General features: G+C 39.0%; 20 protein-coding genes and 2 tRNA genes. 12 read left to right on the top strand and 10 right to left on the bottom strand.

The genetic code is table 11. The features are described 5' to 3' along the window. Both TH606_RS00460 and TH606_RS00465 read right to left on the bottom strand, forming a co-directional pair. A partial coding sequence (locus TH606_RS00460) for a chloride channel protein (protein ID WP_068540486.1) occupies positions 1-1723 on the bottom strand: 1723 nt, incomplete at its 3' end. Positions 1724-2118: 395 nt separating this feature from the next. Next, positions 2119-5145 carry a phosphoenolpyruvate carboxylase gene (locus tag TH606_RS00465; RefSeq protein ID WP_068540488.1) on the bottom strand — a complete coding sequence of 1009 codons (3027 nt, stop codon included), beginning with the start codon at positions 5143-5145 and terminating at the stop codon, positions 2119-2121. A gap of 52 nt (positions 5146-5197) precedes the next feature. On the opposite strand from TH606_RS00465, the gene TH606_RS00470 reads away from it, so the two are divergent. Further along, positions 5198-6634 (top strand): CCA tRNA nucleotidyltransferase, encoded by a 1437-nt coding sequence (locus TH606_RS00470; protein ID WP_068540490.1) that lies wholly within the window; start codon positions 5198-5200, stop codon positions 6632-6634. 388 nt (positions 6635-7022) lie between these two features. Beyond that, complete coding sequence (locus TH606_RS00475) at positions 7023-7493, top strand: chemotaxis protein CheX (protein ID WP_068540492.1); 471 nt, start codon at positions 7023-7025, stop codon at positions 7491-7493. Positions 7494-7517: 24 nt separating this feature from the next. Here TH606_RS00475 and fbp read toward each other — a convergent pair whose 3' ends face one another. The 3 genes from fbp to TH606_RS00490 all read right to left on the bottom strand — a co-directional run bounded on the left by fbp (position 7518) and on the right by TH606_RS00490 (position 9533). Then, positions 7518-8663: a fructose-1,6-bisphosphate aldolase/phosphatase gene (fbp, locus tag TH606_RS00480; protein WP_068540495.1), complete on the bottom strand. Its 1146-nt coding sequence runs from the start codon at positions 8661-8663 to the stop codon at positions 7518-7520. Between the two features lie 111 nt (positions 8664-8774). After that, positions 8775-8862 (bottom strand) — tRNA-Leu (locus TH606_RS00485). Between the two features lie 104 nt (positions 8863-8966). Further along, positions 8967-9533 (bottom strand): prepilin-type N-terminal cleavage/methylation domain-containing protein, encoded by a 567-nt coding sequence (locus tag TH606_RS00490; protein WP_068540497.1) that lies wholly within the window; start codon positions 9531-9533, stop codon positions 8967-8969. Positions 9534-9639: 106 nt separating this feature from the next. Here TH606_RS00490 and TH606_RS00495 point away from each other — a divergent pair, with 106 nt between their 5' ends. The 9 genes from TH606_RS00495 to TH606_RS00535 all read left to right on the top strand — a co-directional run bounded on the left by TH606_RS00495 (position 9640) and on the right by TH606_RS00535 (position 18906). Then, positions 9640-10284 carry a type II secretion system protein gene (locus tag TH606_RS00495; RefSeq protein ID WP_197460473.1) on the top strand — a complete coding sequence of 215 codons (645 nt, stop codon included), beginning with the start codon at positions 9640-9642 and terminating at the stop codon, positions 10282-10284. 22 nt (positions 10285-10306) lie between these two features. Continuing rightward, complete coding sequence (locus TH606_RS00500) at positions 10307-11944, top strand: GspE/PulE family protein (RefSeq protein WP_068540500.1); 1638 nt, start codon at positions 10307-10309, stop codon at positions 11942-11944. After that, complete coding sequence (locus tag TH606_RS00505) at positions 11944-13158, top strand: type II secretion system F family protein (RefSeq protein ID WP_068540502.1); 1215 nt, start codon at positions 11944-11946, stop codon at positions 13156-13158. Before TH606_RS00500 ends, TH606_RS00505 begins: the two co-directional genes overlap by 1 nt. 1 nt (position 13159) lies before the next feature. Then, complete coding sequence (locus TH606_RS00510; protein WP_068540503.1) at positions 13160-14086, top strand: ExeA family protein; 927 nt, start codon at positions 13160-13162, stop codon at positions 14084-14086. Then, positions 14083-15399, top strand: coding sequence for a hypothetical protein (locus TH606_RS00515; protein WP_068540505.1), 1317 nt, complete (start codon positions 14083-14085; stop codon positions 15397-15399). Before TH606_RS00510 ends, TH606_RS00515 begins: the two co-directional genes overlap by 4 nt. A gap of 5 nt (positions 15400-15404) precedes the next feature. Beyond that, positions 15405-15824 carry a hypothetical protein gene (locus TH606_RS00520; RefSeq protein WP_068540506.1) on the top strand — a complete coding sequence of 140 codons (420 nt, stop codon included), beginning with the start codon at positions 15405-15407 and terminating at the stop codon, positions 15822-15824. A gap of 1 nt (position 15825) precedes the next feature. After that, positions 15826-16239, top strand: coding sequence for a hypothetical protein (locus TH606_RS00525; RefSeq protein WP_068540508.1), 414 nt, complete (start codon positions 15826-15828; stop codon positions 16237-16239). Between the two features lie 313 nt (positions 16240-16552). Continuing rightward, a complete protein-coding gene (locus tag TH606_RS00530; RefSeq protein WP_068540510.1) occupies positions 16553-18058 on the top strand; it encodes a hypothetical protein in 1506 nt (501 codons plus the stop codon). Then, the gene (locus TH606_RS00535; protein ID WP_068540512.1) at positions 18055-18906 is read left to right on the top strand and encodes a tetratricopeptide repeat protein; all 852 of its coding nucleotides are present in this window, start codon (positions 18055-18057) and stop codon (positions 18904-18906) included. Before TH606_RS00530 ends, TH606_RS00535 begins: the two co-directional genes overlap by 4 nt. Here TH606_RS00535 and nusB read toward each other — a convergent pair. Genes nusB through TH606_RS00550 form a run of 3 tightly spaced genes read right to left on the bottom strand, consistent with a single transcriptional unit; the run spans position 18896 to position 21014 of the window. Further along, positions 18896-19318: a transcription antitermination factor NusB gene (nusB, locus tag TH606_RS00540; protein WP_068540514.1), complete on the bottom strand. Its 423-nt coding sequence runs from the start codon at positions 19316-19318 to the stop codon at positions 18896-18898. The genes TH606_RS00535 and nusB overlap by 11 nt on opposite strands. Beyond that, complete coding sequence (gene ribH, locus TH606_RS00545) at positions 19318-19788, bottom strand: 6,7-dimethyl-8-ribityllumazine synthase (RefSeq protein WP_068540516.1); 471 nt, start codon at positions 19786-19788, stop codon at positions 19318-19320. The genes nusB and ribH overlap by 1 nt, the downstream gene beginning before the upstream one ends. 11 nt (positions 19789-19799) lie before the next feature. Continuing rightward, a complete protein-coding gene (locus tag TH606_RS00550; protein WP_068540518.1) occupies positions 19800-21014 on the bottom strand; it encodes a bifunctional 3,4-dihydroxy-2-butanone-4-phosphate synthase/GTP cyclohydrolase II in 1215 nt (404 codons plus the stop codon). A 141-nt stretch (positions 21015-21155) separates the two neighbouring features. Between TH606_RS00550 and TH606_RS00555 the strand changes: the two genes are divergently transcribed. Then, on the top strand, positions 21156-22220 hold the full coding sequence (locus tag TH606_RS00555; RefSeq protein ID WP_068540520.1) for a two-component system sensor histidine kinase NtrB: 1065 nt from the start codon (positions 21156-21158) through the stop codon (positions 22218-22220). Here the strand turns inward: TH606_RS00555 and TH606_RS00560 are convergent. Beyond that, positions 22220-22292, bottom strand: a tRNA-Thr gene (locus tag TH606_RS00560). The two genes, TH606_RS00555 and TH606_RS00560, sit on opposite strands and share 1 nt — an antisense overlap. A gap of 53 nt (positions 22293-22345) precedes the next feature. Next, a complete protein-coding gene (speB, locus tag TH606_RS00565; RefSeq protein ID WP_068540522.1) occupies positions 22346-23191 on the bottom strand; it encodes an agmatinase in 846 nt (281 codons plus the stop codon). Positions 23192-23219: the final 28 nt, after the last annotated feature.

Below are 23219 nucleotides of genomic sequence, written 5' to 3' on the forward strand. Positions count from 1 at the left end.
TGTAGAAATTGATTACCTCTCGGCGGCTTATCATGCCTAAAAATCTTTTAGGGTCATCGTCTGCTACTACCGGCAATTGGTCAATATTTCTCAGGGTAAATTTCTTTAAAACGGTGTTAATATCTTCTGAAGGATGGGTAGTTATCACATCTTTTCGGGCAATGTCTTTAATCAAAAGGATATCTTTTAACTCTTCGTTAAAAATAAATGGCCTGATATCATTTATAGAAAAAATTCCCACCAGATTGCCTTCTTTATCTACCACCGGGAAATAATGTTGCTCAGAGCGCCCAAAAAACTCCAGAAATTGCCTAAAGGTCATATCTTCAGGAATAACGGCCCAAACTTTCTGGGGATTGAAAATATCCTTTACTTTAATGTCGGTAAGGATGTCGGTAAAAAACTCACCCCGATGCGCAGGAGAATGAACCGGCGAGGGCACCTGTGATTCATAAAGACTTTTGTATGGCAAAAAGCGGGTAAGCCATGTTTGAATAAGATAAGCCAGCATCACCGAGAGGGCTGCTGCAGGCAGAAGCTGGAAACCACCAGTAATTTCCACCACAATCAAACTATTGGCAATGGGTGCTCTTGCCGCTGCCCCAAAAACCGAAGCCATACCTACCACCACGTAAGCCGCTGGGTCCTGGCCAAAGAGGCTGGCTACAAAGCCCCCCAGCATGCCTCCCACGTAAAGACTTGGGGCAAAATCTCCTCCCGAACCTCCTGAGCCTACGGTTAAAGAGAAAGCTACAGCTTTAGCCAAAGCCAAAAGAAGCATCAAGTCTCCTGAAAGCTCGCCATTAATGGCCTTTTGAACCCAGCCGTAACCAATACCAATAATCTGCGGGAGGAAAAGGGCCAAAAGCCCTAGGAAAAGGCCTCCCAGAGCGGGTTTCAAAAAAAACGGAAAAGGCATTTTTTCAAAAAAATTATGAATGGTGCCATAAACGTTGGGAAGCAAAGCAGCCATAAAACCACTAAAGAGACCCAGTACCGCAAAAAAGAAATATTCATGGCTATGGGTAATACCAATATTGGCTGGAAGACTAAAAAGTGGTTCCCAACCCATAAAAAAACCAGAAAAGGCGTAGGCCACCACCGCTGCGATTAAACAATAAAGCAAGGCCCGCGATTCAAATTCAATCTGGCTATAAAGGACTTCAATGGCAAAAAAAGCACAGCCTATAGGCGAGCGGAAAATAGCTGAAAGCCCTGCCGCCATTCCTACCAGAAGAAGAAGGCGTCTTTCATGAGCCGGACGCTTAGTAAGATAAGCCCAGATAGCCCCTACCCCAGAACCAATCTGGGCCGTAGGGCCTTCTCTTCCAGCAGCACCTCCTGAACCAAGGGTTACAGCCGAAGCAATCATCTTGACAAAAGGCACATGGGGCCTGACATGCCCTTCTTTATAATGGAAGGCTTTGATAGCGGCGTCTGTGCCGTGACCTTTAGTTTCCGGGGCCAGTAAATACACAATTAAACCTGAAAGAAGGCCACCCAAAGTGGTAACCACTGGGAGCAAAAGCAGGCCATAAGGCCCTATCCACTCTTCTAATGTACCACCCTCTAAAGGAAGGCCAGGGGGTTTATATTTAGCCAGGCGGTGTAAAAAAAACTCTTCAGAAATATCAACTAGATGAGCAAAAACATAAGCCGCAATGGCTCCTACGATTCCTAAAAAGAAAGCGTCAACTAAAAGCCATAAACGGCGTCTTTCCAATGGCTCCACCTTGCCCTAAAAAGCTATACTTTGCTTATATAACGAAAATTCATTAATTCAAGAAGTATTTTTAATATCGATTTTTATTACAGGACATCAAGCGAGGCGACGTAGTCGCCGTGACGATCCCTGATCCCTTTACTGCGAAACAGGAATGGCTTCGCCACTTTATAGTTTGCAATGACTCCTCTCCCTGTCACTGCGAGGAGCGCGTAAGCGCGACGAAGCAGTCTCATAAAAAATTACTCCACTCGTAAAAACCATACAAGGACGAACCATTTTGTCACCGCGAGAAACGTCTATCGTCATGCGAGGAGCCAAAGGCAACGAAGCACTCTCAGGGACAAAAAGATTGTTGACAAACAAAAAGATGTTATCTGTCTGGGACCCAACATTTAACCAAAAGAGCCGATTATATGAGTTACTCCACCTGTAATCCTTTTAACCAGCCGGTAAAGACTTTCCAGAGGAATAAAAATATTTTGATGTTCTTGAAAATATCCCAGGTACCGTTCGCTTTGATAAGTTGCTTTTTCTCCAAAATCTTCGGCTTCGGTGGAATACTCAAGGAGAGGAAAAATTTCTTTTAAAACTTTGACTGCCTCTTCCACTTCTAAACAAAGTATGCGCTCAATAACTTCTTCTCTGGTAGTCCCTCTTTGGGGGCTAAAATCAGGAATTTGAACAGCCAGAGTAAAAATATGGTAAATAATTGCCAACCTTATGGCGTGAAGAATTTCAAGGTAATCTCTAACTCTTTTGTCCATCCAGAGGCCATCTCTATCGTACAACACACCGGGAATGTTATCTCTAATGCTATAAATTACCTGTAGAATCTCGGTAAAAAGCAAAAGATCCAGGCCCAAAAAGCGGCCGATTCTTGAAAATTTTGTAAAATAGTCCTTGGCTTCAAGAGAATTAGCCACCTGACGCAATTCTTCAGCGTGAAGAGAGTTATCAGCCTTGGCAGATAACATGAGCCAAAAACCAGGGTCTAACACGTTAATGTAGCCCAAAAACGCGTAAAAATCAGAAAAAGAAAGGGCATATTCAGCCATAGAAATAATGAGCTTAAACCTGGGGGAATTTTTCTGAAGCTGTAAAAATATTTCAGGATTTTTCTTAATAGCCTGGCCAATTCCTCCCATGGGAATAGCCAGAAGGCCAAGTTGGTGCAAAACGGCGTTGTGGGGGATGGCCCTTATTTCAGCAGCAGTCAAAAGGGATTTCTCTATTTCAAACTGGCGCTTAATGGGCCTTGAGCCTGTGGGAAATAGAAAATTGCGTCCATAATCGTTCAAAAGAAGGGCATAATCCGGGTCCTGCATTAACTGTTCATTAAACTGCTGAATGGTGGTAAAAAATTCAAATATATAATCCCATTCCTGGTAAAAGGGGTCATTGTCTGGTTCTTTTAAAGATTTTTCAATAAACTCAAATATCCGGGCCAAAACTCCTAAGGCAAGATACGGATTTAAAAAATAAACGTAACCATCACCGCCTTGAAAAGAAACTTCCTCTTTTAAATCTATTCCAACCTGGGTTAACTCTTTCCGGCTGCGAGGAGACATTAAATAATTCAAGCGGGCTTCAAAGCTTGCCGGGTGAGCTCCTCTTCCAATAGATTCTCCGTGAGTATTGAAAATAACCAGTTCTATATCATTTAACTTGTGTTTATTTAAAAGTTTGGCCAGTCGTCGGCGAAAGTTTTCAATAATAAAACCAGCTGCTGTTTGCCCTAAATGCCGCCCGGCATCGGAAAAACCAGTTTGAATACAGAAACGCCCCCGAAGTAAGACATAGTTGCGAAAATAATAATTGCTGAACATTTCATCAACAATACGTGCTCCTCTGATTAGCGCCCGTGGGGTTTCAAGAAGGGGTGAAATATCAACTATTTCTTCCACGTTGAAAAGCTTGGCAAAATAAAGAGCAGCAATAGATGTAAAACTGCTCTCAGTTTCAGCAATAAGGAATCTAATTGGCGTTTCAGAATCAATATATTTAGCCATCTGGGTTACCAACATAAAAAGGCGCTTAGCTGTAGTACGCTCAGCAAGGAGTGACCCAAAGTTTATAGTAACCGGAGAAACTTCTGCCAGGAGATTATCAAGGGTCTTGAGATAAGTTTTCTTAGCACTTGGATCTTCGGGGTCTGTCTCAAGACCTATAAGGGTACGAATAGCATTATGAATTTGTTTGGAGTTCAGACGCACGTGAATATGTGAGCCACCAAGCCCAAAATTATCTATCTCCGCCCGCAAAAGGCAAAGTCTATGGAGAATTTCTGGATAATCCTGAGCCCGGCCTATAGCCTCATCAACCCAGCTAATAAGAAGACTTGGCCTGGTGAGACGGCGTGATAAACCTTTGTACATTTTTTGAGATATACGGCGTAAGTCATCAAGGCTTTCTAAACTATTTTCAGATAACTTACGAAAAACTTCTATTTCTTCGTCTATGCCCTCAAGGTTTTCCGTAACAACTTTTAAGGCCTGGGCCAATCCCTCTCGTAAAGCCTCATTGTTACCAGAAATCGGACATAAATCTAAAAGGGCCTGAAGCTGGTCCTGGTAGCGCTTAAGAGAAAGTTTCCTTTCCTCAAGGCGAAAGGTAAAAGAACGGGCCCAGTCAATATCGCGCCGTCCGTCAAGGTCATATCCCACCCATGAGGCTACTGTTATCAAGCGGGGCCTAATCTCCCACCATTTTTCGGGAAAATGCTCTTTGGCCACTTTATATACCAGGTCATAAAGTCGTAATATTGCTTTCTTCAAATTAGAAATAGCCTCTAAAGCCAGGGAGTGTTCTTTTTCAAGGGTAATATCTGGTTCAGGAAGATGTTCAACGTGTAAGGCCTTTAAAAGGAGTTGTTTTATCTGCTCTTTGTTTAAAGGAACACCAGCTAAGTTTCGGCCGCTGGCAAGGTCCGACAGGGCTCTTAACAAGTCAAAGCGCAGGGCAAAAGTGGGATGGCCTGTAATAACTATACCCAAAAATTCCCGGGCTACCTGGACTGCAAAAGTCTCCCAGTCTTTTTCTTTAAGGCCAGGGAGATTTTCAATAAATTTTTCAATAACTTCCAGGTTTTTAAGTGGTTCTGTTTCGCTTACGTACTGACCAATACGTTCAGCTCGCACTACATAGGCCTTGGTATCAAGAAATTGAATTAACTGTTCCAAAGCAGAAAAAGTTATCTCACCCTTTTCTAAACGCTGGGTAAGATGAATGGCCAAAAGTAAAATGGGGTTAGCAAATGGGTTTTCATCAGTTACCGAACGGAAATGCCTGAGATGAATTTTAAGGTCTTCATAAAGACCTAGGATATCGGTTTCTCTATCAACAGGTTTAAATAATAATGAATCTGAGGGGAAAAGGCCTCTGCCTTCGGTTACAAGGTTTTGAAAAATATCTCGGAGCATGTTTTTTTTTATATTAAAAACCTAAAAAAGAAAAATCAATACCGGAAATAATATGAATTTTATTCCATCGCAGCTAATAGATGTTCTCAAAGATTTGATTGACCAAGAAATATACGTTACTGGAGGTCCGATAAGAGATACTTTTTTAAAAAGGCCTTTTAAAGACATTGATTTAACCTTACCCCAAGGGGCCAAAGAGCTGGCCCAGAAGGTAGCCCAAAAACACCATGGACATTGTGTTCCCTTAGATGAAAAAGAAGGTGTTTTTCGGGTAGTAATAGAAAACTATTTTCTGGATTTTTCAAACTTTCGCCAAAAAAGCCGCTCTATTGAAAAAGATTTAAGCCTAAGAGATTTCACCATAAACGCCATGGCCGTTACGCTGGAAGAGTTTCTCCATGAATCTCCTTCAGCCTGGAACTTAATAGACCCTTTTGAAGGCCAGAAAGATTTATCCCGACGATTACTAAAAGCCCTAGGACGCACAAATTTCATAGATGACCCTCTTCGCATGCTAAGAGGCTACCGCCTGGCAGCTGAACTTGACTTTGCTCTGGAAGCCCAAACCAGAAAATGGATAAAAGAACTACATAAGCATTTAGGCCACGTGGCCAGAGAAAGGATAGCCACTGAACTGGAACTTCTTTTTTCTCATACGGCAGGCAAGGTCATTGCTCTTATGGCTGAGGATGAACTTTTGTTTGAGATTTTTCCTGAATTAAAAGCAGCCAGAAATGTAACCCAACCATCTTTTCACCATTTAGACGTATTTGGTCATCTTTTGTTAGCTTTAGAAATGTCTGATCTGGTAATAGAGGCTCCGGAAAAATATTTTGGTGATCTGGAAGCCAATAATCCTTTTACCTCAATTAAAGATAGTCCTCGTAAAAAGACAGCTATTCGTTTAGCTGCCCTTTTTCACGATATCGGGAAGCCTCATACTTTCGCTATAAGGCATCGCATAACTTTCTACGAGCATGACCGCGTTGGTGCCGAAATTTTCTTAAAGATTGGGGAGCGTTTAAGATTTCCCAAAAAATTCACTAAAGAAGTAGCTCTTTTAATAAGGCATCACATGCGCCCTTTTCACCTTTTACATGAGTTTAAAGTCAACCGATTAAGCCGCCGCGCCATACGCCGGCTAATAAAAGATGTTCCAGACTATCCTTCTCTTTTCATGGTAGCCATGGCTGATAGCCTGGCTTCAGCCGGGCCAGACAAAGAGCCCGGCCTTGAAATAGAACTGGCTAATCTTTTTTGGGAGATTCATCATTTTAACCAGGAAGTACTTATAAATCAGGAAAAAGAGAGATTGGTAACAGGTCAGGATCTGATAGATTTATTTGGGCTTGAGCCTGGCCCTATTTTCCGCGAACTCCTTGAAGCCGTAGAAGAGGCCCGCAGTGAAGGCAAAATAAAGACCCGCGAAGAAGCCCTTTCATTTTTGGGAATACTTATCCAGGAAAAGTTCAGGGAAAATTTCAAATAAACGTGGTTATTAATGAGAGCCTCTGTTACATTACAGAACGTCATCGCGAGGCGACGTAGTCGCCGTGGCGATCTCTGATCCCTTCGCTACTGCTCGGGATAAAGATTACTTCGCTCCGCTCGCCATGACAAAGAAGGGGTCCCTAATGACTGCTCCAAAAATTGTTATATGTTTTGTGCTCCCATTCCTGTGAAAATGGTCTTAAGGGGACAGGCCAGGGGGCCTCACCCCGCCAAGCTTTTCATGCCTTCGTTGTGCCCCGCAGGGGCATGGCGGTGGTTAATAAAATTTGTAAGTCTATTTATAGACACTAACAGAATCCCAAACAAGAATCCTTAAAGTTTTTTATTTTTTATCACGAAATAAAAGAAAAAACTCGGGAGGGTGAATGTCTAAGTCACCAATTGTGGAAGCTATTGAAGCGTCGGTTATTGAAGTTTTAAGCACCTATACCGGTCAATCTCCCTCTCCAGAAAAAACTTTTATCAGGCACGAGAGGGAATCCCTGGGGGATGTATCGGCAATTTTAGGGCTCACGGGCAAGGGCTTCACCGGCACTTTTGTGGTCACCTTTGAAAAAAATTCTCTTTTTGGTGTAGTAGAGAGCCTATTTGGACATAGGCCCGAAGAAATTAATGATGAAGTAAGAGATGCAGCCGGAGAAATGGCCAATATGATTTGTGGGGCCTTTCGTCGCCGTTTTGAACAAAACGGTATAAGCCTTCAGAGTTCAACTCCGGCCATTGTTTCTGGGGAGAACCATACCCTTGAAATACTTTGCAAGTCTCAAAGGTTGGTAATGCCTTTTTCTTTTAATGGTTCAAAAATTTTTATAGAATTTTGCCTGGATAAAAAGTAGGGGAGGCATAGCTCCCCTACTTGATTACTCGTGGATTTCTCCTTCACCAGAACCAGGGGCTTTGGCCTCGGGTTCGCCAATATCAACAAAGCGGTCCTTAAGCTTTTCAAGCACTTTAGGAAGGGTGGTATATTCCATCTCTTCTGGTGGCAAGCGGTGAGGCTCAAAAATACCCTGCCGACGCAATTGATTGGCCAGTAATGCACAACGATTACGCGCGTCATCAAAAGCAGGGTCGTCAAAGAGGTCATTGGGACCTACAAGCTTTCCTTCACAGAGTTGATAACCAGCAGCAATCACCCGAGGAGGACCATCAAAACGGGTGGGTTTGGCCTCTTTAAAAGAAACGGGCATAAGCGGCCCGGTGTGAGAACCACGCATCCAGCCTTCCACCAGCCAGGGACGAGCGAAAGGCTCAAGGGCTTCACCCACCGCCGGAAAACCACTCTGACAACGGACAATAAGGACAGGGTCATCCTTTCCAACATAGCGGCCAGCCATAAGGGAAAGCTTCTGGGTAGAAGCTACCGCTGCAATTTCCCCGTCACGATTGCGATAAACTGCTCTTACTACATAGCGGCTGGTAGCACCAATGAATACCAGAAGATCGTAAAGCTCGCGAGGGGTTTCTAACTTTACAGCCTTACCAGAGTAAACATCCATAACTTCAAAGGTAAAACCATCGTGCATGGAAGGGTCGATTACCAGGCCAGCAGTGTTCATAGGGTCAGCAAACATCTCGTAAAGAGCCAGGTTCCAGGCGCTGGGAGAGGTTTTATCAGCAAAATAGACGATAAAAGGCTCACTTTTGCGTTCTTCTATTTCCATTTCAGCCACTCCCGGGCCCATGCCCTTTACGTTTCCCGAAAAGGCATCAGCCAGAAGATCCTGCCCTGCGCCGTAAAGCTTAAGCTTTTTGGCCACTTCAGTACCTGCTACAAAGGCGTCCCAGGCTAATTTATGAATTTCTTCATTATCTTTGCCTTTAGTGTGGGTCATAACAATAGCGATGTCATCACCACAGGTGATAACTGAGGCGTCAAGCAAAATGCCCTTTTCTACCCCGGCCTTGGCATATTCTTCAACCTTAGCCACCACTTCAGGATGCGTAGAAGAATGCCCTACATAACCGCCAATGTCCGCTTTAATAACGGAAATTGTAACTTTCATAAAAAGACCTCCTTTTTTTAGGTTGGTTTTTATTCGGAGAAGAACCCCTTTATTTAATACCAACTTTTAGGAAAAATTAGAAGGAAAATTTTTAGAAAATAGGATGAAAGATGGTGCCGAGGGCGGGAGTCGAACCCGCACGGGCGCAAGGCCCAGTGGATTTTGAGTCCACCGCGTCTGCCAGTTCCGCCACCTCGGCGTTTTGTTAATCACATAACATAAAGACTTTTAGCCTGCAAGCTTGGAAGGATAACAGCAGGCGAGGGCTTTAATGCTCAGCCCTCGCCCTATTATAGGTTGAAATTAAAGACGGAAGCAAAGGGTATAGGATGTTGCAGGATCATAAGTAGTAGCTGAACCATCTCCCTGAATACTTCCCGAGTTGGGAATTCCGTCATCATTAGTTCTATCTATAGCATCAGCTACGTCGCCAGGAACATTCTGAAAACAAATCGTATGTCCAGAAATATTATAGTCATTATAATTAATATAAACTCTACCCCCAAAAGCATGGGTAGGATGGGTACTACCTGACCCCGGAATAATTCCTGCGCATCTTAAATGGTGCCAGTATCTACCCCAGGTGGTTCCATCTTCATCATCCATACGGCCGTCTCCGTCTCCATTCGTGGGGACAGGATTACAAGTAGCAAATCTGGTAGCAGCATTGCGATCATCTCCAGGAAGGGCACCGTATCTTTCCTGATAAGTATAAATAGCTGCTACATAGCCCTGATAATCGTTATAAAGGCGCTTAATTTTGGCGTTTTTAATGATTTCCTGGCCTTTAAGCACCCCTCCTAAAATAATACCAATGATTACCAGCACAATGGCCAACTCTACCAAAGTGAAACCTTTTTTGTTATGCATTTTAAAAACCTCCTACTCTTTAAGTTTTCCAATTTATATTTTTGTTAATTTTATTTTCGGCCGAAAGAAAATTTAGATTAAATTTATTATGGTGTCAAAAATTAAAATGGGAAACAAAGGCTTAACTTTAATAGAATTAGCTATCGTTCTGGTTATCATGGGCTTTATTTTAGGCCTAGGTGTAAGCATGTTAGGCCCGCTTACTAAGCGAGCTAAATATATTGAAAGCCGAGAAAAACTTGACGCCAACCGAGAAGCTATTATCGGTTATATTATCACCTATAGAAAACTCCCCACTGCCAATGAAGTCGCCACAATCGTCCCTTACAGCAAAGACAGCACCGGAAAACCATTTCTATACATTTACGACCAAAACCTTGCCAGTGGAGACATCTGCGATCAAACCAGTACAAACATCAAACTAAAAGATCCAGATAATACAACAAAAGAAAACATAGCTTTTGTTTTAGTAGGAAGCGGTATTAATTACAACATTCAGACGGGAATTGCTAGCGGTTCCACTGATGATATAGCAGAAAACGGCTTGTTTACTGCTAACATAACTAGTGACGTAACCGTAAAAATTTACTCTCAAGGAGAACCAGATGTTGATGATTTCGAATTCTCCTCTGAAGACAGCTCTTATAAAGACATCTTTCGCCCTGAAGAATACGACGACATTTCACGCTGGGTGACACTCTGGGAACTCAAATCAAAAATATGTTCCAGTAGTTATGATAGCAGTAAATAAACAGTAAGGCAAAAAAACAGCCATGAAAAAACCCATTGGCCAATTACTTAAAGAAGCAGGGTATATTACCGAAGAGCATATTAAGTTTGCTCTGGTAGAACAGCAGGCCACCGGCGAGCGCCTAGGTGAAGTGCTGGTACGCCTTGGCCTGGTTACGGATTTTGAGATCGCCAGAGTCCTTGGAGAGCAAAACTGGCTTCCTTTTATAGACTTATCAAACATTACTCCCGAAAAAAAAGCCCTTTTGAAAGTTCCCAATAAATTTGCCCGTGAAGCCCTGGTCTTACCATTCAAACTTGATGAAAAAGGCGTTTTACACGTGGCCATTGCTGACCCTTTTGACCGTCGCACCATAGAAGCCCTTTTACGGCACGCCCAAAGTAAAGTAGAACTTTACGTGGCCCCCAAGTCACAAATACAAAAAACTGTAGAGCATTTCTACTACTTTCTTCAGCACCCACCCCGCGAAGAAATAGCTGCTCTCCTTGAAAAATTAAAAAGAAACCCCACTCTTAACTTTGACGTGGACCAACTCTTTCAAAACCTGATGATAGAAGCCATCAAATTAAACGCCACAGACATACATTTTGTGCCCTATGAAAAAACTTTTCGGGTATATTACAGGGTTGACGGTTTATTGGAATTGGCCTTTGTTTTTCCAGCTACAGTTCATGGACGGTTGATAAACGCCGTAAAAGTTAGAGCCAATATGGACATTGCCGAACAACGCCTCCCCCAGGACGGCAAAATGCGCTTTATATTTCTCGGAGACGAATTTGACTTAAGAATCTCCACCGTGCGAGGACTTTTTGGGGAAAACCTGGTAATCCGTCTTTTACCTGTTAAAGCCTCCATAAAACATCTTACTACCCTGGGTTTTGACCAGGAAGAAGTGAAAGCCCTAGAAGAACTCTTTACCAAGCCACACGGAATGGTGCTGGTAACCGGACCCACAGGTTCGGGAAAAACCACCACTCTTTACGCTGCTCTTCGCTTAATTGACGCCATCAAAAAGAATGTTATGACCGCAGAAGACCCGGTAGAATACCACTTCCCTTTAATTCGCCAGACGCAAATAAACGAAGACATAGGCTACACCTTTGCTGCAGCCATCAGGCACTTTTTGCGTCAGGACCCAGATGTAATACTGGTAGGCGAGATAAGAGACGAGGATACCGCTCAAATGGCCGTACGTGCCGCTTTAACCGGGCACCTTTTGCTTTCCACCCTCCATACCAATGATGCCATCTCTGCGATTGAACGCTTACGAGATTTAAATGTTACGGACTCTCTACTGGCTGGAAGCCTTCTCGGAGTTACTGCCCAGCGCCTTTTGCGGCGTATATGCCCTGATTGTATGGAAGAATACCATCCTCCCACAGACCTACTTAAAAAGTATGGACTGCCAGAGGATGGAATCTACTTCCGAGGAAAGGGTTGTGATAACTGTCATGGCAAAGGATATCGCGGAAGGATAGCTATAACAGAAATTTTGATCCTTTCTGAAGATTTAAAAGAAAACATGGCCAAAGGTCTTCCTGCTACAGAGATAAAAAAGCAAGCTCTTTCTCGAGGAATGAAAACTTTATGGGATTCTGCTAAAAAACGCATACTAGCAGGAGAAACTACCTTAGAAGAAGCCATAAGGGTGCTCGGCTGATGCCTGTATTTATTTACGAAGCCCTAGAGCCTGCCACAGGAAAGCGCATAAAAGACGAAGGGGAATTTACAAGCCCTCTTGAACTTTTGCGCTGGCTTGAAAGACAGGGCTTAGTTCTCCTCAAATACAAGCCTAAAAAACATTATTTATGGGAAAGCCTGTTTCAACCTCGGGTAACTCGCAGAGAACTGGCCGAATTCTGCCGCAACCTTGCTTTTATGATAAAAGGTGGGGTGCCCTTAATCCAGGCCCTGGAAGACCTCGAAAAAACCACTGATAATAAAACACTTGCTCGTGCCATCCGAAAACTCAGACGAAATATTGAAGGAGGAAAGACTTTTCACGAAACAATAAAAGAACACGAAAAAATATTCTATCCCATTGTTCAGGCCTTAACGCTGGTTGGCGAGGAGACCGGCCGGCTTGACGAAACCCTTTCAGCAGCAGCCGAACATCTTTTACGCGTGGATGAAATTATCTCAAATACCAAAAGGGCCTTTATTTACCCTGGCTTTGTTCTGGTGAGCATGACAGCGGCTCTGGCCTTCTGGATATTTTTTGTCTTGCCCCAAATTCTTACCCTTTTTAAGGAAATGAGAGTTGAATTACCACTTGCCACGCGCATTCTTATAGCCGTAGTTTCTTTTTGTACAGCTAACTGGATTTACTTTTTGTTTTTCCCCATGCTAATAGCTTTTGTTTTGCTGGGAGCCTGGAAAAACAGGCAATTTCGTTTTTACCTGGAAAAAGGTATTTTAAGACTGCCTTTCATAGGCAAAGTAAAACGTGCCTCTCTTATGGCCTTTTTCTTTGAATACTCCGCCCTTTTATTAGAGGCAGGGGTAAACCTTATGCGCACCCTTGAAATTATGGGGCAGAGCCTTAAAAACCCTTATATGGACGAAATTTTAAAGACCCTCAAAGCTCGTATTGAAAGCGGTTTTAGCCTTTTTGAAGCCTGCCAGGCCACAGACTTTTTCTCCCACCTAGAACTTCGCATGATAGGCGTTGGAGAAGAAACCGGACGCCTCGTTGAACAACTCCGCTATCTGGCCGATTACTATTATCAGAACCTTGAAAGATTGGTGGCTGTGTTTTCTAAAATAATAGAACCTATTCTCATTGTAATAGCAGGGCTTATGTTTTTGATAATTGCTCTGGCCTTAATCGGGCCAATTTATGATATGATTTCTCAGATTGGAGCAAGCTATTAATATGACCCAAATACCTGATTATTTGGATTTTTTTGCTTTAAAAGACCATCCTTTCAGGCTCACGCCTGATACTTCATATTTTTTTCCTTCCTATAAACACCAGGGAACTTTAGAAGTTTTGCGCTACGCTCTGGCTCGCGGTGAAGGGTTTTTAATACTAACCGGGGAGCCCGGCACTGGAAAAACCCTTATTTTGCGGCTACTTGTTGAAAGTTTGCCAAAAGATAAAGAAACTGCCTTTATTCTATCTCCTACCCTTAACCCTAAAGAACTTTTAGAGGCTATACTTGAAGATTTAGATATAGAAACCTCCGCTTCCGAAACCAAAGAACAGCTTTTAAGAAAGTTTAAAGATCATTTACTAGACTTGGCTAAAAAGGGAAAAACTCTTGTTCTTATCGTTGATGAAGCACAAAATCTTCCAATAGAAAGCCTTGAAGAACTGAGACTCCTTTCTAATCTGGAAACCGAAAAGAAAAAGCTTATCCAGATTCTTCTGGTTGGTCAGCCAGGCCTAAAAGATAAATTAAAGTCTCCAGAGCTTTCTCAACTTCTTCAACGAATTTCTGTATGGGAAAAACTTGAGCCCTTAAGCCCTTCAGAAGTGGTGGAGTATATTAATTTTCGCTGGCATAAAGCTGGTGGCATAGGGTTAAACCTAGATAAACGAGCTTATAAACTTCTTTATAGAGAAAGTCAGGGAATTCCTCGTTTGATAAACAAGATAATGGACAGGGCAGTACTTGTAGCGGCGGCTGAAAATAAGAAAAAAATAGACGAAAATCTTTTAAAAGACGCCTTAAATACCCTAGACCCTTATGATAAAAAAAACGGCAAAATAGTTTTTTTTAAAGTAGGAATATTGTTTTTATCAATAATAATTATCTGTATTACCTGTCTTATAATCTGGCGCTGGTGGCTTAAATGAAAAAGATTTTCGTTTTACAAAAAGAAGGCGAAAAATATATAGCCGCTCAATTTAAAAAGAAGGGCTCGGAAATTATTTTACAGGACTACCCAGAAGAGACTATTCTTAAAAAATTCAAAGCCAGAGAACTTACATTAATAAAGTATTTTCCAGAACTTTATCTTGGAAAAGAAGTCATACCTAAAGGCCCTAAAGAGCTTATCAAAATTCAAATAAGAGAACGACTTAAAGAACTGGGTATTTTTGAAAGCACTCCTTTTATAGTTTTCAAAATAGAGGAAGATTTAGAAACTCAATTAGAAGTTAGCTTTATAGCAGTAAACAAACTGCTCATAGAAGAGATTGTCTCTGAAACTCAAAAAATAGAAGCAAGAATTAAGCTTCTTTCTGCAGAACAAATAGCCACTTGCTACTTAACTATTCACGAAACAAAAGAAAATATTATCAGCATATATCTAAGTGAAGATAAACTTTACATAGCCATAACTGGTCTTAATAAAATCATTTATCTTAGAACATTATCTATTAATAAAAGCTTTGGTATTACTCCTTCGCAGGTAGAAGAAACTCTGCTTACCACTATTGATTATGCTGAAAGAGTTTTAGGAATAAGTCTAAAAGGCATAATAAGTTACGGGCCTAAAAGGGAACTTGTTCCTGAAACATCTATTCCTTTAATAGAAGCTTCTTTTTCTTTTATTAAAGGCGCAGATATTAATCTGATTTTAGAAAAACCTTATTTTTTTGGTTCTTTTTTTATCCCTGAAGAATATAATCTTTTACCAGAAGACTATAAAACTTTTCAAAAACATTTTAGTTTAGTAAGAAAAATCGCATATTTTATGCTTTTAAGCTCTTTTTTAAGTTATGGTGTCTGGTTTTATTACACCCCCAAAGCAAAGACAGAAGAAGAAAAATATAAAGTTTTAGTTAAAGAGTTAAGATTAAAAAATGCTGAACTAGAGCAGATTATACCTCCAGAAACAGAAGAAAAATTAAAAAAGATTATTTCTTTAAAAAAAGATTATCTTAAAACCTTTAAGTTAAATACATTTTTATCCTGGTTAAATACTATAACTCCTGGAGAAATAAGAATTTCTGATATAGAAGGTAAAAAAGAAGAAAATGAAAAATTTTCTCTTTTAATTAAAGCAGAATGTAAAGGAGAATTAAATTATATTCAGAACAAATTTGACGTTTTTTTACTTAGATTAAAAAATAAAATAGAAACAAACGAAAATCTTATTTCTTTTATTTATGACGAAAAAAACAAAAAAGGATATTTAACAATAAAAGGATTTTATAAAAATTAACTATTATGAAAGAGATTATAAATAATATTAAAAAACACCTAGAAATATTGGGACTAATATTAATAAGCCTATTTTTCATATTAAGCACAACAAAAGCCTTTGAAGCTAAAATAAAATACGAAAAATACAAAAAAATTAATAACAACTTAAAAATAAATATTGAACGAGTCAAAAAACAGAAAGACAATATTAAATTAGTAGTTAATAATCTAGCCCAAAAAGAAGTTATTAACTCCAAAATAAACGCAGATTTTATTGCAAACAACGAAATAGAAATAAACAAATACATAAATTCAATCTACAAAAGAAATTATCTAATTTTTTTAGATAACATTAAAATAAAAAATGAATGCAAGAAAAATATCTGCTTTTTAAAAATTAAATTATCAGGAGAAAAATTTACATTTTATGACAATAAAGAGTAAAATGAACATCTTATTATTATGGCTGCCAATAATTATGGCCATAATCATTACGGGTATCAAAATATGGAAGATAAAAAATTTCAAAATATATATTCCAAACACAAAATATATAAATATTGAAGATCTATCTATTAAAAAAGAAATTAAAAATATCAGTAATATAGAAATAAATAAGCAAAAAATTTTTTTATTTAAAACTAACAAAGAAGAAAAATTAACAGTTAAGAAAGCATTAAAACTATCAGGTATCATAACAATTAATTCCCAAAAAATTTGTATTTTAAATGGCAAATTTCTTAAGGAAAATGAAGAAATAAATTCAATAAAAATAAAAAAGATTCTAGATAAAGAAGTTATCGTAGAAATAGATAATAAAGAAGAAAATATAAAAATTGGGCAATTAAAATTCATTTAAAAAGACTTTTGCAAAATTCTAGAACATTAATTTTAGATCGCCACGGCGACTGTGTCGCCTTGCGACAAGGATTGCTTCGCCACTTTGTGGCTCACAATGACAGAGTGGGAACCGTGGCTCGTAATAAGGCTCCGTTTTGTCACTGCGAGGAGCGCGTAAGCGCGACGAAGCAGTCCCTGTCCCGAGCGCTAGCGAAGGGATCTAGATCCCTCGCTTCACTCGAGGACAAGCAAAGCAGTCTTAAAAATATTTTTCAAAGGTCTCTAAAATTACAAAGAGAAAGAAGAAGTAATGAAGTAATGGAGAAAGAAATATGAAAAAAATAATTACTTTTATACTTTTGGGATTTATTTTAACAAGCTGTGCCAGCTCCTCCAACTACAATAACTCAAATATTGAAAATTATACATTACATATTCCAGAAATAACATCAAATGGCTCACAAAAAAATATTTCACAAGAAAAAACAAATAAAAAAGAAGAAATTGAATTTAAACCAAAATTTAAAGAATTATCACCTTTAGAAAAAGAACGAATAAATATTTCGGTAGTTAACGAAGATTTTGAAAAAATTTTATTTATAATCGCCAAAGCAGCTGGGCTTAATCTAATCATTAATGACGACATCAAAAAAGAGCTTCCAGAAGAAAAAAGACTTATAACTATAAATCTAAACCAAGTTACATTAAAAACCGCACTAGATATTATCACAAATCTTACCGAAACTACATACAAAATAAAAAATGGAATTATTTATATTAGTTTATATGAGGAAAAATTTTTTGATTTAAATTTTCTTACATCAATTAGAAGTAGCAATTATGAGTTAGGTGGAGATGTTTTAGGAAATGAAGATCAAAAAACAGAAGAAGATATTACAACTCCACTTAAAGGAAAAATAGAAATCAAAGGAAATACAGAAAGAAAAAACATATTTGATACCATCAAAAACAATATAGAAAAATTATTATCTAAAAATGGACAATATACACTTAATGAATATACTGGCACACTCTACATAAGAGACAAAGCTAAAAACATAAAAACGGTAAGTAGTTTTATAAAAAGAATAAAAGAAAAATACTCAAAACAAGTATTAATAGAAGCAAAAATTATAGAAGTAAATCTAGAAAAAAAATACCAACTAGGAATTAGATGGGAGAATATCTTAAGGAACAATCTCAAAGACACCTTACACTTAAGCAGCAGTTCTAGTTTTTTCTGGAACAACTCACAATCTTTTATATTAAATTTAACAGGTAATCCCTATTTCGACATAATACTTGAAGCTATCAAAAAATATGGCCAAATTAAAATTATATCTAACCCTAGAATCAGAACAATACATGGACAACCTGCATTTATAGGGGTGGGCAAATCAATAGCTTATATTAAAGAAATAAAAAGAGAAACAACAGCTTCTGAAGGCATAACAACCGTAGAAACTACCATTGAAACTAGCTCTGTATTCGATGGACTAATATTCAAGGTAATTCCATACCTAGATAAAGACGACAATATTTTATTATCTATAATCCCCATTAAAAGTGACATAACAAAACTAAATACAAGCACAATTGATGACTATCAAATAACTCTTCCTGAAATAAATTTAAGAGAAACAAGCACGGTAATAAAAACAAGAAACAACGATCTAATAATCATTAGTGGATTAATAATGAACAAAGAAGAAAAAAACAATTACAGTGTACCAATAATAAGTAAAGCGCCAATAATAGGAAATCTTTTTAAAAGCAGAGAAGACTTATCATCCAAAGTGGAACTCGTAATCCTACTGAAAGTAAACTTAATAAAATGAGCAAACTATTTGAATCCATAAAAAAATTAGAAGAAAAAAAGACAGAATTTTCTATAAAAGGGAACTACTCGATCAAAAAAGAGAAAAGAATTAAAAGAAACAAATTTTATATCTATATAATTTTGAGCTCTTTTTTAATCGGATGCCTAACCTTAGTAGCTTTTTTTATTTTTAAAGCAAAATTTTATCAGGGAACAGAAATAAAAAATATAAAAACAGCCTTCCCCAAAACAGCTAAAAATAGCATAGATAATAATCAAAAACCTCAAAAATTAACCAAAAAAGAAAAGAAAAACCATACATTAATTCAGACAAAAAGAGAAACAAAAACAAACATTCAAAAAGAGAATAAAAAAGAAAACAAAATGATATCAGAACCCAAAAAAAGTAAACTAAATCATTACACGACAAAGAAAAACAAAAAACATATCACTAGAAAAGAAAACAATAAAATCGAAAAAATTTCAATCTCAGAACTTTCCACAAAAAAACATATATTAAACAGATACATTATGTTTGCAGAAGAGGCTCGCAAAAATAAAAATTACGAAATAGCAATCTTTTACTATCAAAAAGCATTATCAGAAACAAACGAAAAGACGAAAAAAGCTGAAATATTGAACAATTTAGGTGCAATTTATTTACTAGAAAATAAAATTAATCTTGCCCAAACAGCTCTTGAAAAAGCTATCAAATTCTCCGCTTCTCCAGAAATAGTCTACAACTTAACTATAATATACCTAAAACAACAAAAAATTGATAAAGCCTGTTCTATAATTAAAAGAAATAAAAATAAAGCTCTTCCTGAATTAATATCCATCCAAAAAAAGTTTTGCTCTAAAAATTAGCTATTTTTTTATACTCATGTTTATAAATAGCATCTAAAATACCATTTACAAAAGAAGCAGACTCATCTGAACCAAAAGATTTAGCAAGCTCTATGGCTTCATTTATAGAAACCCTAGGAGGGATATCAGGCCGATAAAGCAACTCATAGGTAGCCAGGCGTAATATATTTCTATCTGTGGCAGACATTCGCGAAAGCTTCCAGTGCTTAGAATATTTCTCAATAATTTTATCTATTTCTTCCTGCTTTTCGGCTACTCCATTTACCAATTCTTTAGCAAACTCTAATACTTTAGGTGACGGATTAAAATAGCCTTCATAGGTCTTAAAGGCTTCACTAAAAGGCACTCCAGCTACGTCTGCCTGATAAAGAATCTGAACGGCTATTTCGCGTGCTTTTCGGCGCAAACCCATTATAGTTTCCTCAAAAGATTGGCCATTTCTATTGCTACCATAGCGGCATCAAAGCCCTTGTTGCCAGCCTTAGTACCAGCCCGTTCAATAGCTTGTTCAATATTGTCAGTTGTTAAAATTCCGAAAGCTATGGGAACCCCCGTCTCCAGCATAACCTGAGCAATACCCTTGCTGGCTTCAGCTGCCACGTAATCAAAATGAGGCGTAGCTCCCCTTATGATGGTCCCCAAACAAATAATGGCATCATATCTTTCTGACTGGGCCATTTTTTGGGCCACCAAGGGAATTTCAAAAGAACCTGGCACCCACACTACTTCTATATTTTCTTCAGAAACTCCATGACGGCTTAAGGCATCAAAAGCACCTTCTAAAAGTTTCTTTGTTATCAAGCTATTAAAACGGCCAACTATTACACCAAACCTGAGACCTTCTCCCTTAAATTCTCCCTGTATAGTTTTAATCTTATCCATATATCCTCCAATCAGGCTTTTGCTTCTTTAAATACGCTTAATATATGCCCCATTTTTTCGCATTTACATTTGAGATAACGGTAATTTTCTTCATGTGGTTTTATTTCTATAGGCACTCTTTCTACAACTTCAAGGCCATAGCCCGCAAGACCTATTAATTTTTTGGGATTATTAGTCATAAGACGCATTTTTTTAACGCCAAGGTCCCTTAAAATCTGAGCCCCTATACCATAGTCTCTTAAATCTGGCTTAAAACCTAGAGCTTCGTTGGCCTCTACCGTATCCTTGCCCTGGTCCTGCAACACGTAAGCTTTGAGTTTATTTAAAAGGCCTATGCCCCGGCCTTCCTGCCTCAAATAAAGAAGAACTCCCCTTCCCTCCTCAGCAATCATTTCAAGGGCTCTAACAAGTTGAGGCCCACAATCACAACGCAAAGAACCAAAAACATCCCCTGTAAGGCATTCTGAATGCACTCGTACTAAAATCGGCTCTTCGGTAACTTCCCCCATAACTAAAGCCACATGGGTGAAAGGGTCAATTAAATTGGTATAGGCCAGAAGCCTAAATTCACCCCAGGGAGTAGGGAGCCTGGTTTCAACTTCCCTTTTAACCAGACATTCGTTTTTCAAACGATAAGCAATTAAATCTTTTATTGTGACTATTTTTAAGCCGTGTTGTTCAGCAAATTTTTCAAGCTCTGGCATGCGGGCCATACTGCCATCATCATTCATTATCTCGCAAATAACACCAGCTGGCTTTAAACCGGCAAGCCTTGCCAGATCTACCGAAGCTTCAGTGTGTCCGGCTCTAACTAAAACACCCCCATCCCGCGCCATTATGGGGAAAACGTGTCCTGGAGTCACTATATCTTCTGGGCCGCTTTTGGGATCAATAGCTACCTTGATGGTATGAGCCCTATCGTAGGCCGAAATACCAGTGGTTACTCCGTGGCGGGCTTCAATGGAAACAGTAAAAGCCGTATCAAATTTGGTTCCATGGCGCTTGGGTTGAAAAGGTAACTGGAGCCTTTCCACATCTTCTCTAGTAAGAGTTAAACATATTAGGCCGCGACCATATTTAGCCATAAAATTTATGGCTTCAGGGGTGATCTTTTCTGCTGCCATCACTAAATCGCCTTCATTTTCACGGTCTTCGTCATCGGTTACGATGATCATTTTCCCCGCTTTTATATCCTCTAATGCCTCCTCAATGGTAGATACAGGCATAAACCCTCCTTCAACTCTCAAGTCTTTGTTCATTATACATTTATTAGCGATTAGGCCAATTACACAAATTCAAAAATTTTACTTGTCATTTTACCTGGATATTATGCTAAAAATTTAAAAAAGACCTTCAAGGACGCCATTTTGGAAAAAAGAGAAGTAGATGTAGTTATAGTAGGGGGAGGAAAAGGTTGTCGGGAACTCTTAGTCTTATTGGAAGAATATGAACCCAAACATTTGCATCTTGTCATTTTGGGAGTAGCAGACATTAACCCCAATGCCCCTGGATATCTTTACGCCAAAAGAAAGGGTTACTTTGTTACCACTGATTTTCGGGAATTATTCAAACGATTTCCTGATGTAGACCTGGTAATAGAACTTACCGGTTCAGACGAAGTCCTTGACGAAATCTTTAAAACAAAACCTCCTAAGACCAAAGTAATTGACCATTTAGGAGCCAGGCTTTTCTGGGAAGTCATCGCTATTTTACAGGAAAAGAACCTCTATGAAAGAAGACTACAACAATTAGAAGGAATTAAATTAAACATAGATATAATTGCTCATTTAGCTCATGAAATAAGAAATCCTTTATTAGTTATAGGCGGCTTATGTAAAAAGATATCAAAACTAAAAGAGATAGACCCCAAAATTAAAACTTATATAAACGCTATAATTCAAGAAGTAAATCGTCTAGAAAACCTAATGAATAGATTAACTTTTATTAGTAAACCTTTACAACCTAATTTAAAATTATGTTCCCTAAACAATTTAGTTAAAAAAGTTGTAGAGGATTTTAAAAAGAATTTACCTCCAAATATAACGATAGAATTAATCTTAGAAGAAGAGATACCTGAAATATTTTTAGATGAAGAGCTGATTGCTCAAGCCTTGTATGAATTACTGGAAAATGCCAAAGAAGCAATGGAAAAGACAGGGGGACAAATATTAGTAAAAACTAAAATTTGCTATGATGAAGTGGCTATAATGGTAAAAGATGAAGGGCCTGGTATGGAAAAAAGCGTTCTGGAAAAAGCCACCATGCCCTTTTTTACCACCAAACCACAGGGGACAGGTTTTGGCCTTTTTTTTGTTCAAAAAGTAGTCCAGGCCCATGGAGGAACTTTACATATTTTGAGTGAACCTGGGGAAGGAACAACTGTGGTGACGGAGTTGCCGGTGAGGATGTTCTATCCGATTCCGCCAGTGTAAGCCGGCGGAGGGAGTCGAACCCTCAACCCCGGGATTACAAATCCCGTGCTCTGCCGATTGAGCTACGCCGGCAAACCAGGATAAGAAATAACATGTTCTTTGAAAATGAGCAACAAAGCCAAAATTTAAGCTTTACTATACAAGTATGACAAAAATTTATAAATAAGTTTAGCCGCAAAAAAAGCAGAGCGATTATCAATAGGCAAAAGTTCTACCACATCAAAACCAACCACGTTTAGCTTTGCCAGTTCCCTTAAAATTAAAAGGCCATCATACCATTTGAGGCCACCGGGTTCAGGGGTGCCTACTCCTGGCACTTCTGAGGGGTCAAATCCATCTAGGTCTATGGTTACGTAAACAGGTCGAAGGCCAATTGTATGAGAAATTTTCTGGACCATGGAATAGGGATTAGCCACTACCTCCTTAGCCCAGAAAATCTCAAGGCCCTTTTCACGTACAAAATCCATTTCTTCTCGGGAAATAGCCCTAATACCTACAGGAAAAAGCTCTACACTGAGTTCTAGAGCCCGCCTCATGGTGCAGGCGTGTGAATAACGGCTCCCCTGATAAAAGTCTCTTAAGTCTGCGTGAGCGTCTATCTGCACCACACAAAGGTTGGGATATTTTCGGGCTAAAAGCTCTATTGGAGCAAGGCTAACCGTATGTTCTCCGCCAAGGACTATCGGAAACAAATTCTTTTCTAAATGAGGTTCAAGGCGTCTCTTAAGCTCCTCAAGCATTTGTTCTGGAGCAAGAGGAAGATCTTCTTCTGGCAAGGTCAAAAAAGGAGCTTTTTGATAAACTTCACAATCTGTTTCTTCGTCATAAAACTCAAGGTAAGGGCTTGCTTCTAAAATGCGCCGTGGGCCAAAACGCGCCCCAGGCAAAAAAGAAGTGGTAGCGTCGTAAGGAGCCGGTAAAAAAACTATTTTGGCCTTTTCAGGATTTTCTGGAAGTCCAAGAAAAGTCATTTCACATAATAAAGGCCGGGAAACCCCG

Origin of the sequence: Thermodesulfatator autotrophicus (assembly GCF_001642325.1) — a bacterium.
Taxonomy (GTDB): Bacteria; Desulfobacterota; Thermodesulfobacteria; order Thermodesulfobacteriales; family Thermodesulfatatoraceae; genus Thermodesulfatator; species Thermodesulfatator autotrophicus.

Bases quoted from the DNA above. Each gene is read 5' to 3' on its own strand.
- speB (WP_068540522.1), bottom strand. From the start codon at position 23,191: ATGACTTTTCTTGGACTTCCAGAAAATCCTGAAAAGGCCAAAATAGTT.
- TH606_RS00500 (WP_068540500.1), top strand. From the start codon at position 10,307: ATGAAAAAACCCATTGGCCAATTACTTAAAGAAGCAGGGTATATTACC.
- fbp (WP_068540495.1), bottom strand. From the start codon at position 8,663: ATGAAAGTTACAATTTCCGTTATTAAAGCGGACATTGGCGGTTATGTA.
- ribH (WP_068540516.1), bottom strand. From the start codon at position 19,788: ATGGATAAGATTAAAACTATACAGGGAGAATTTAAGGGAGAAGGTCTC.
- TH606_RS00470 (WP_068540490.1), top strand. From the start codon at position 5,198: ATGAATTTTATTCCATCGCAGCTAATAGATGTTCTCAAAGATTTGATT.
- TH606_RS00530 (WP_068540510.1), top strand. From the start codon at position 16,553: ATGAAAAAAATAATTACTTTTATACTTTTGGGATTTATTTTAACAAGC.
- TH606_RS00465 (WP_068540488.1), bottom strand. From the start codon at position 5,145: ATGCTCCGAGATATTTTTCAAAACCTTGTAACCGAAGGCAGAGGCCTT.
- TH606_RS00550 (WP_068540518.1), bottom strand. From the start codon at position 21,014: ATGCCTGTATCTACCATTGAGGAGGCATTAGAGGATATAAAAGCGGGG.
- TH606_RS00510 (WP_068540503.1), top strand. From the start codon at position 13,160: ATGACCCAAATACCTGATTATTTGGATTTTTTTGCTTTAAAAGACCAT.
- nusB (WP_068540514.1), bottom strand. From the start codon at position 19,318: ATGGGTTTGCGCCGAAAAGCACGCGAAATAGCCGTTCAGATTCTTTAT.
- TH606_RS00535 (WP_068540512.1), top strand. From the start codon at position 18,055: ATGAGCAAACTATTTGAATCCATAAAAAAATTAGAAGAAAAAAAGACA.
- TH606_RS00505 (WP_068540502.1), top strand. From the start codon at position 11,944: ATGCCTGTATTTATTTACGAAGCCCTAGAGCCTGCCACAGGAAAGCGC.
- TH606_RS00495 (WP_197460473.1), top strand. From the start codon at position 9,640: ATGGGAAACAAAGGCTTAACTTTAATAGAATTAGCTATCGTTCTGGTT.
- TH606_RS00490 (WP_068540497.1), bottom strand. From the start codon at position 9,533: ATGCATAACAAAAAAGGTTTCACTTTGGTAGAGTTGGCCATTGTGCTG.
- TH606_RS00515 (WP_068540505.1), top strand. From the start codon at position 14,083: ATGAAAAAGATTTTCGTTTTACAAAAAGAAGGCGAAAAATATATAGCC.
- TH606_RS00520 (WP_068540506.1), top strand. From the start codon at position 15,405: ATGAAAGAGATTATAAATAATATTAAAAAACACCTAGAAATATTGGGA.
- TH606_RS00475 (WP_068540492.1), top strand. From the start codon at position 7,023: ATGTCTAAGTCACCAATTGTGGAAGCTATTGAAGCGTCGGTTATTGAA.
- TH606_RS00525 (WP_068540508.1), top strand. From the start codon at position 15,826: ATGAACATCTTATTATTATGGCTGCCAATAATTATGGCCATAATCATT.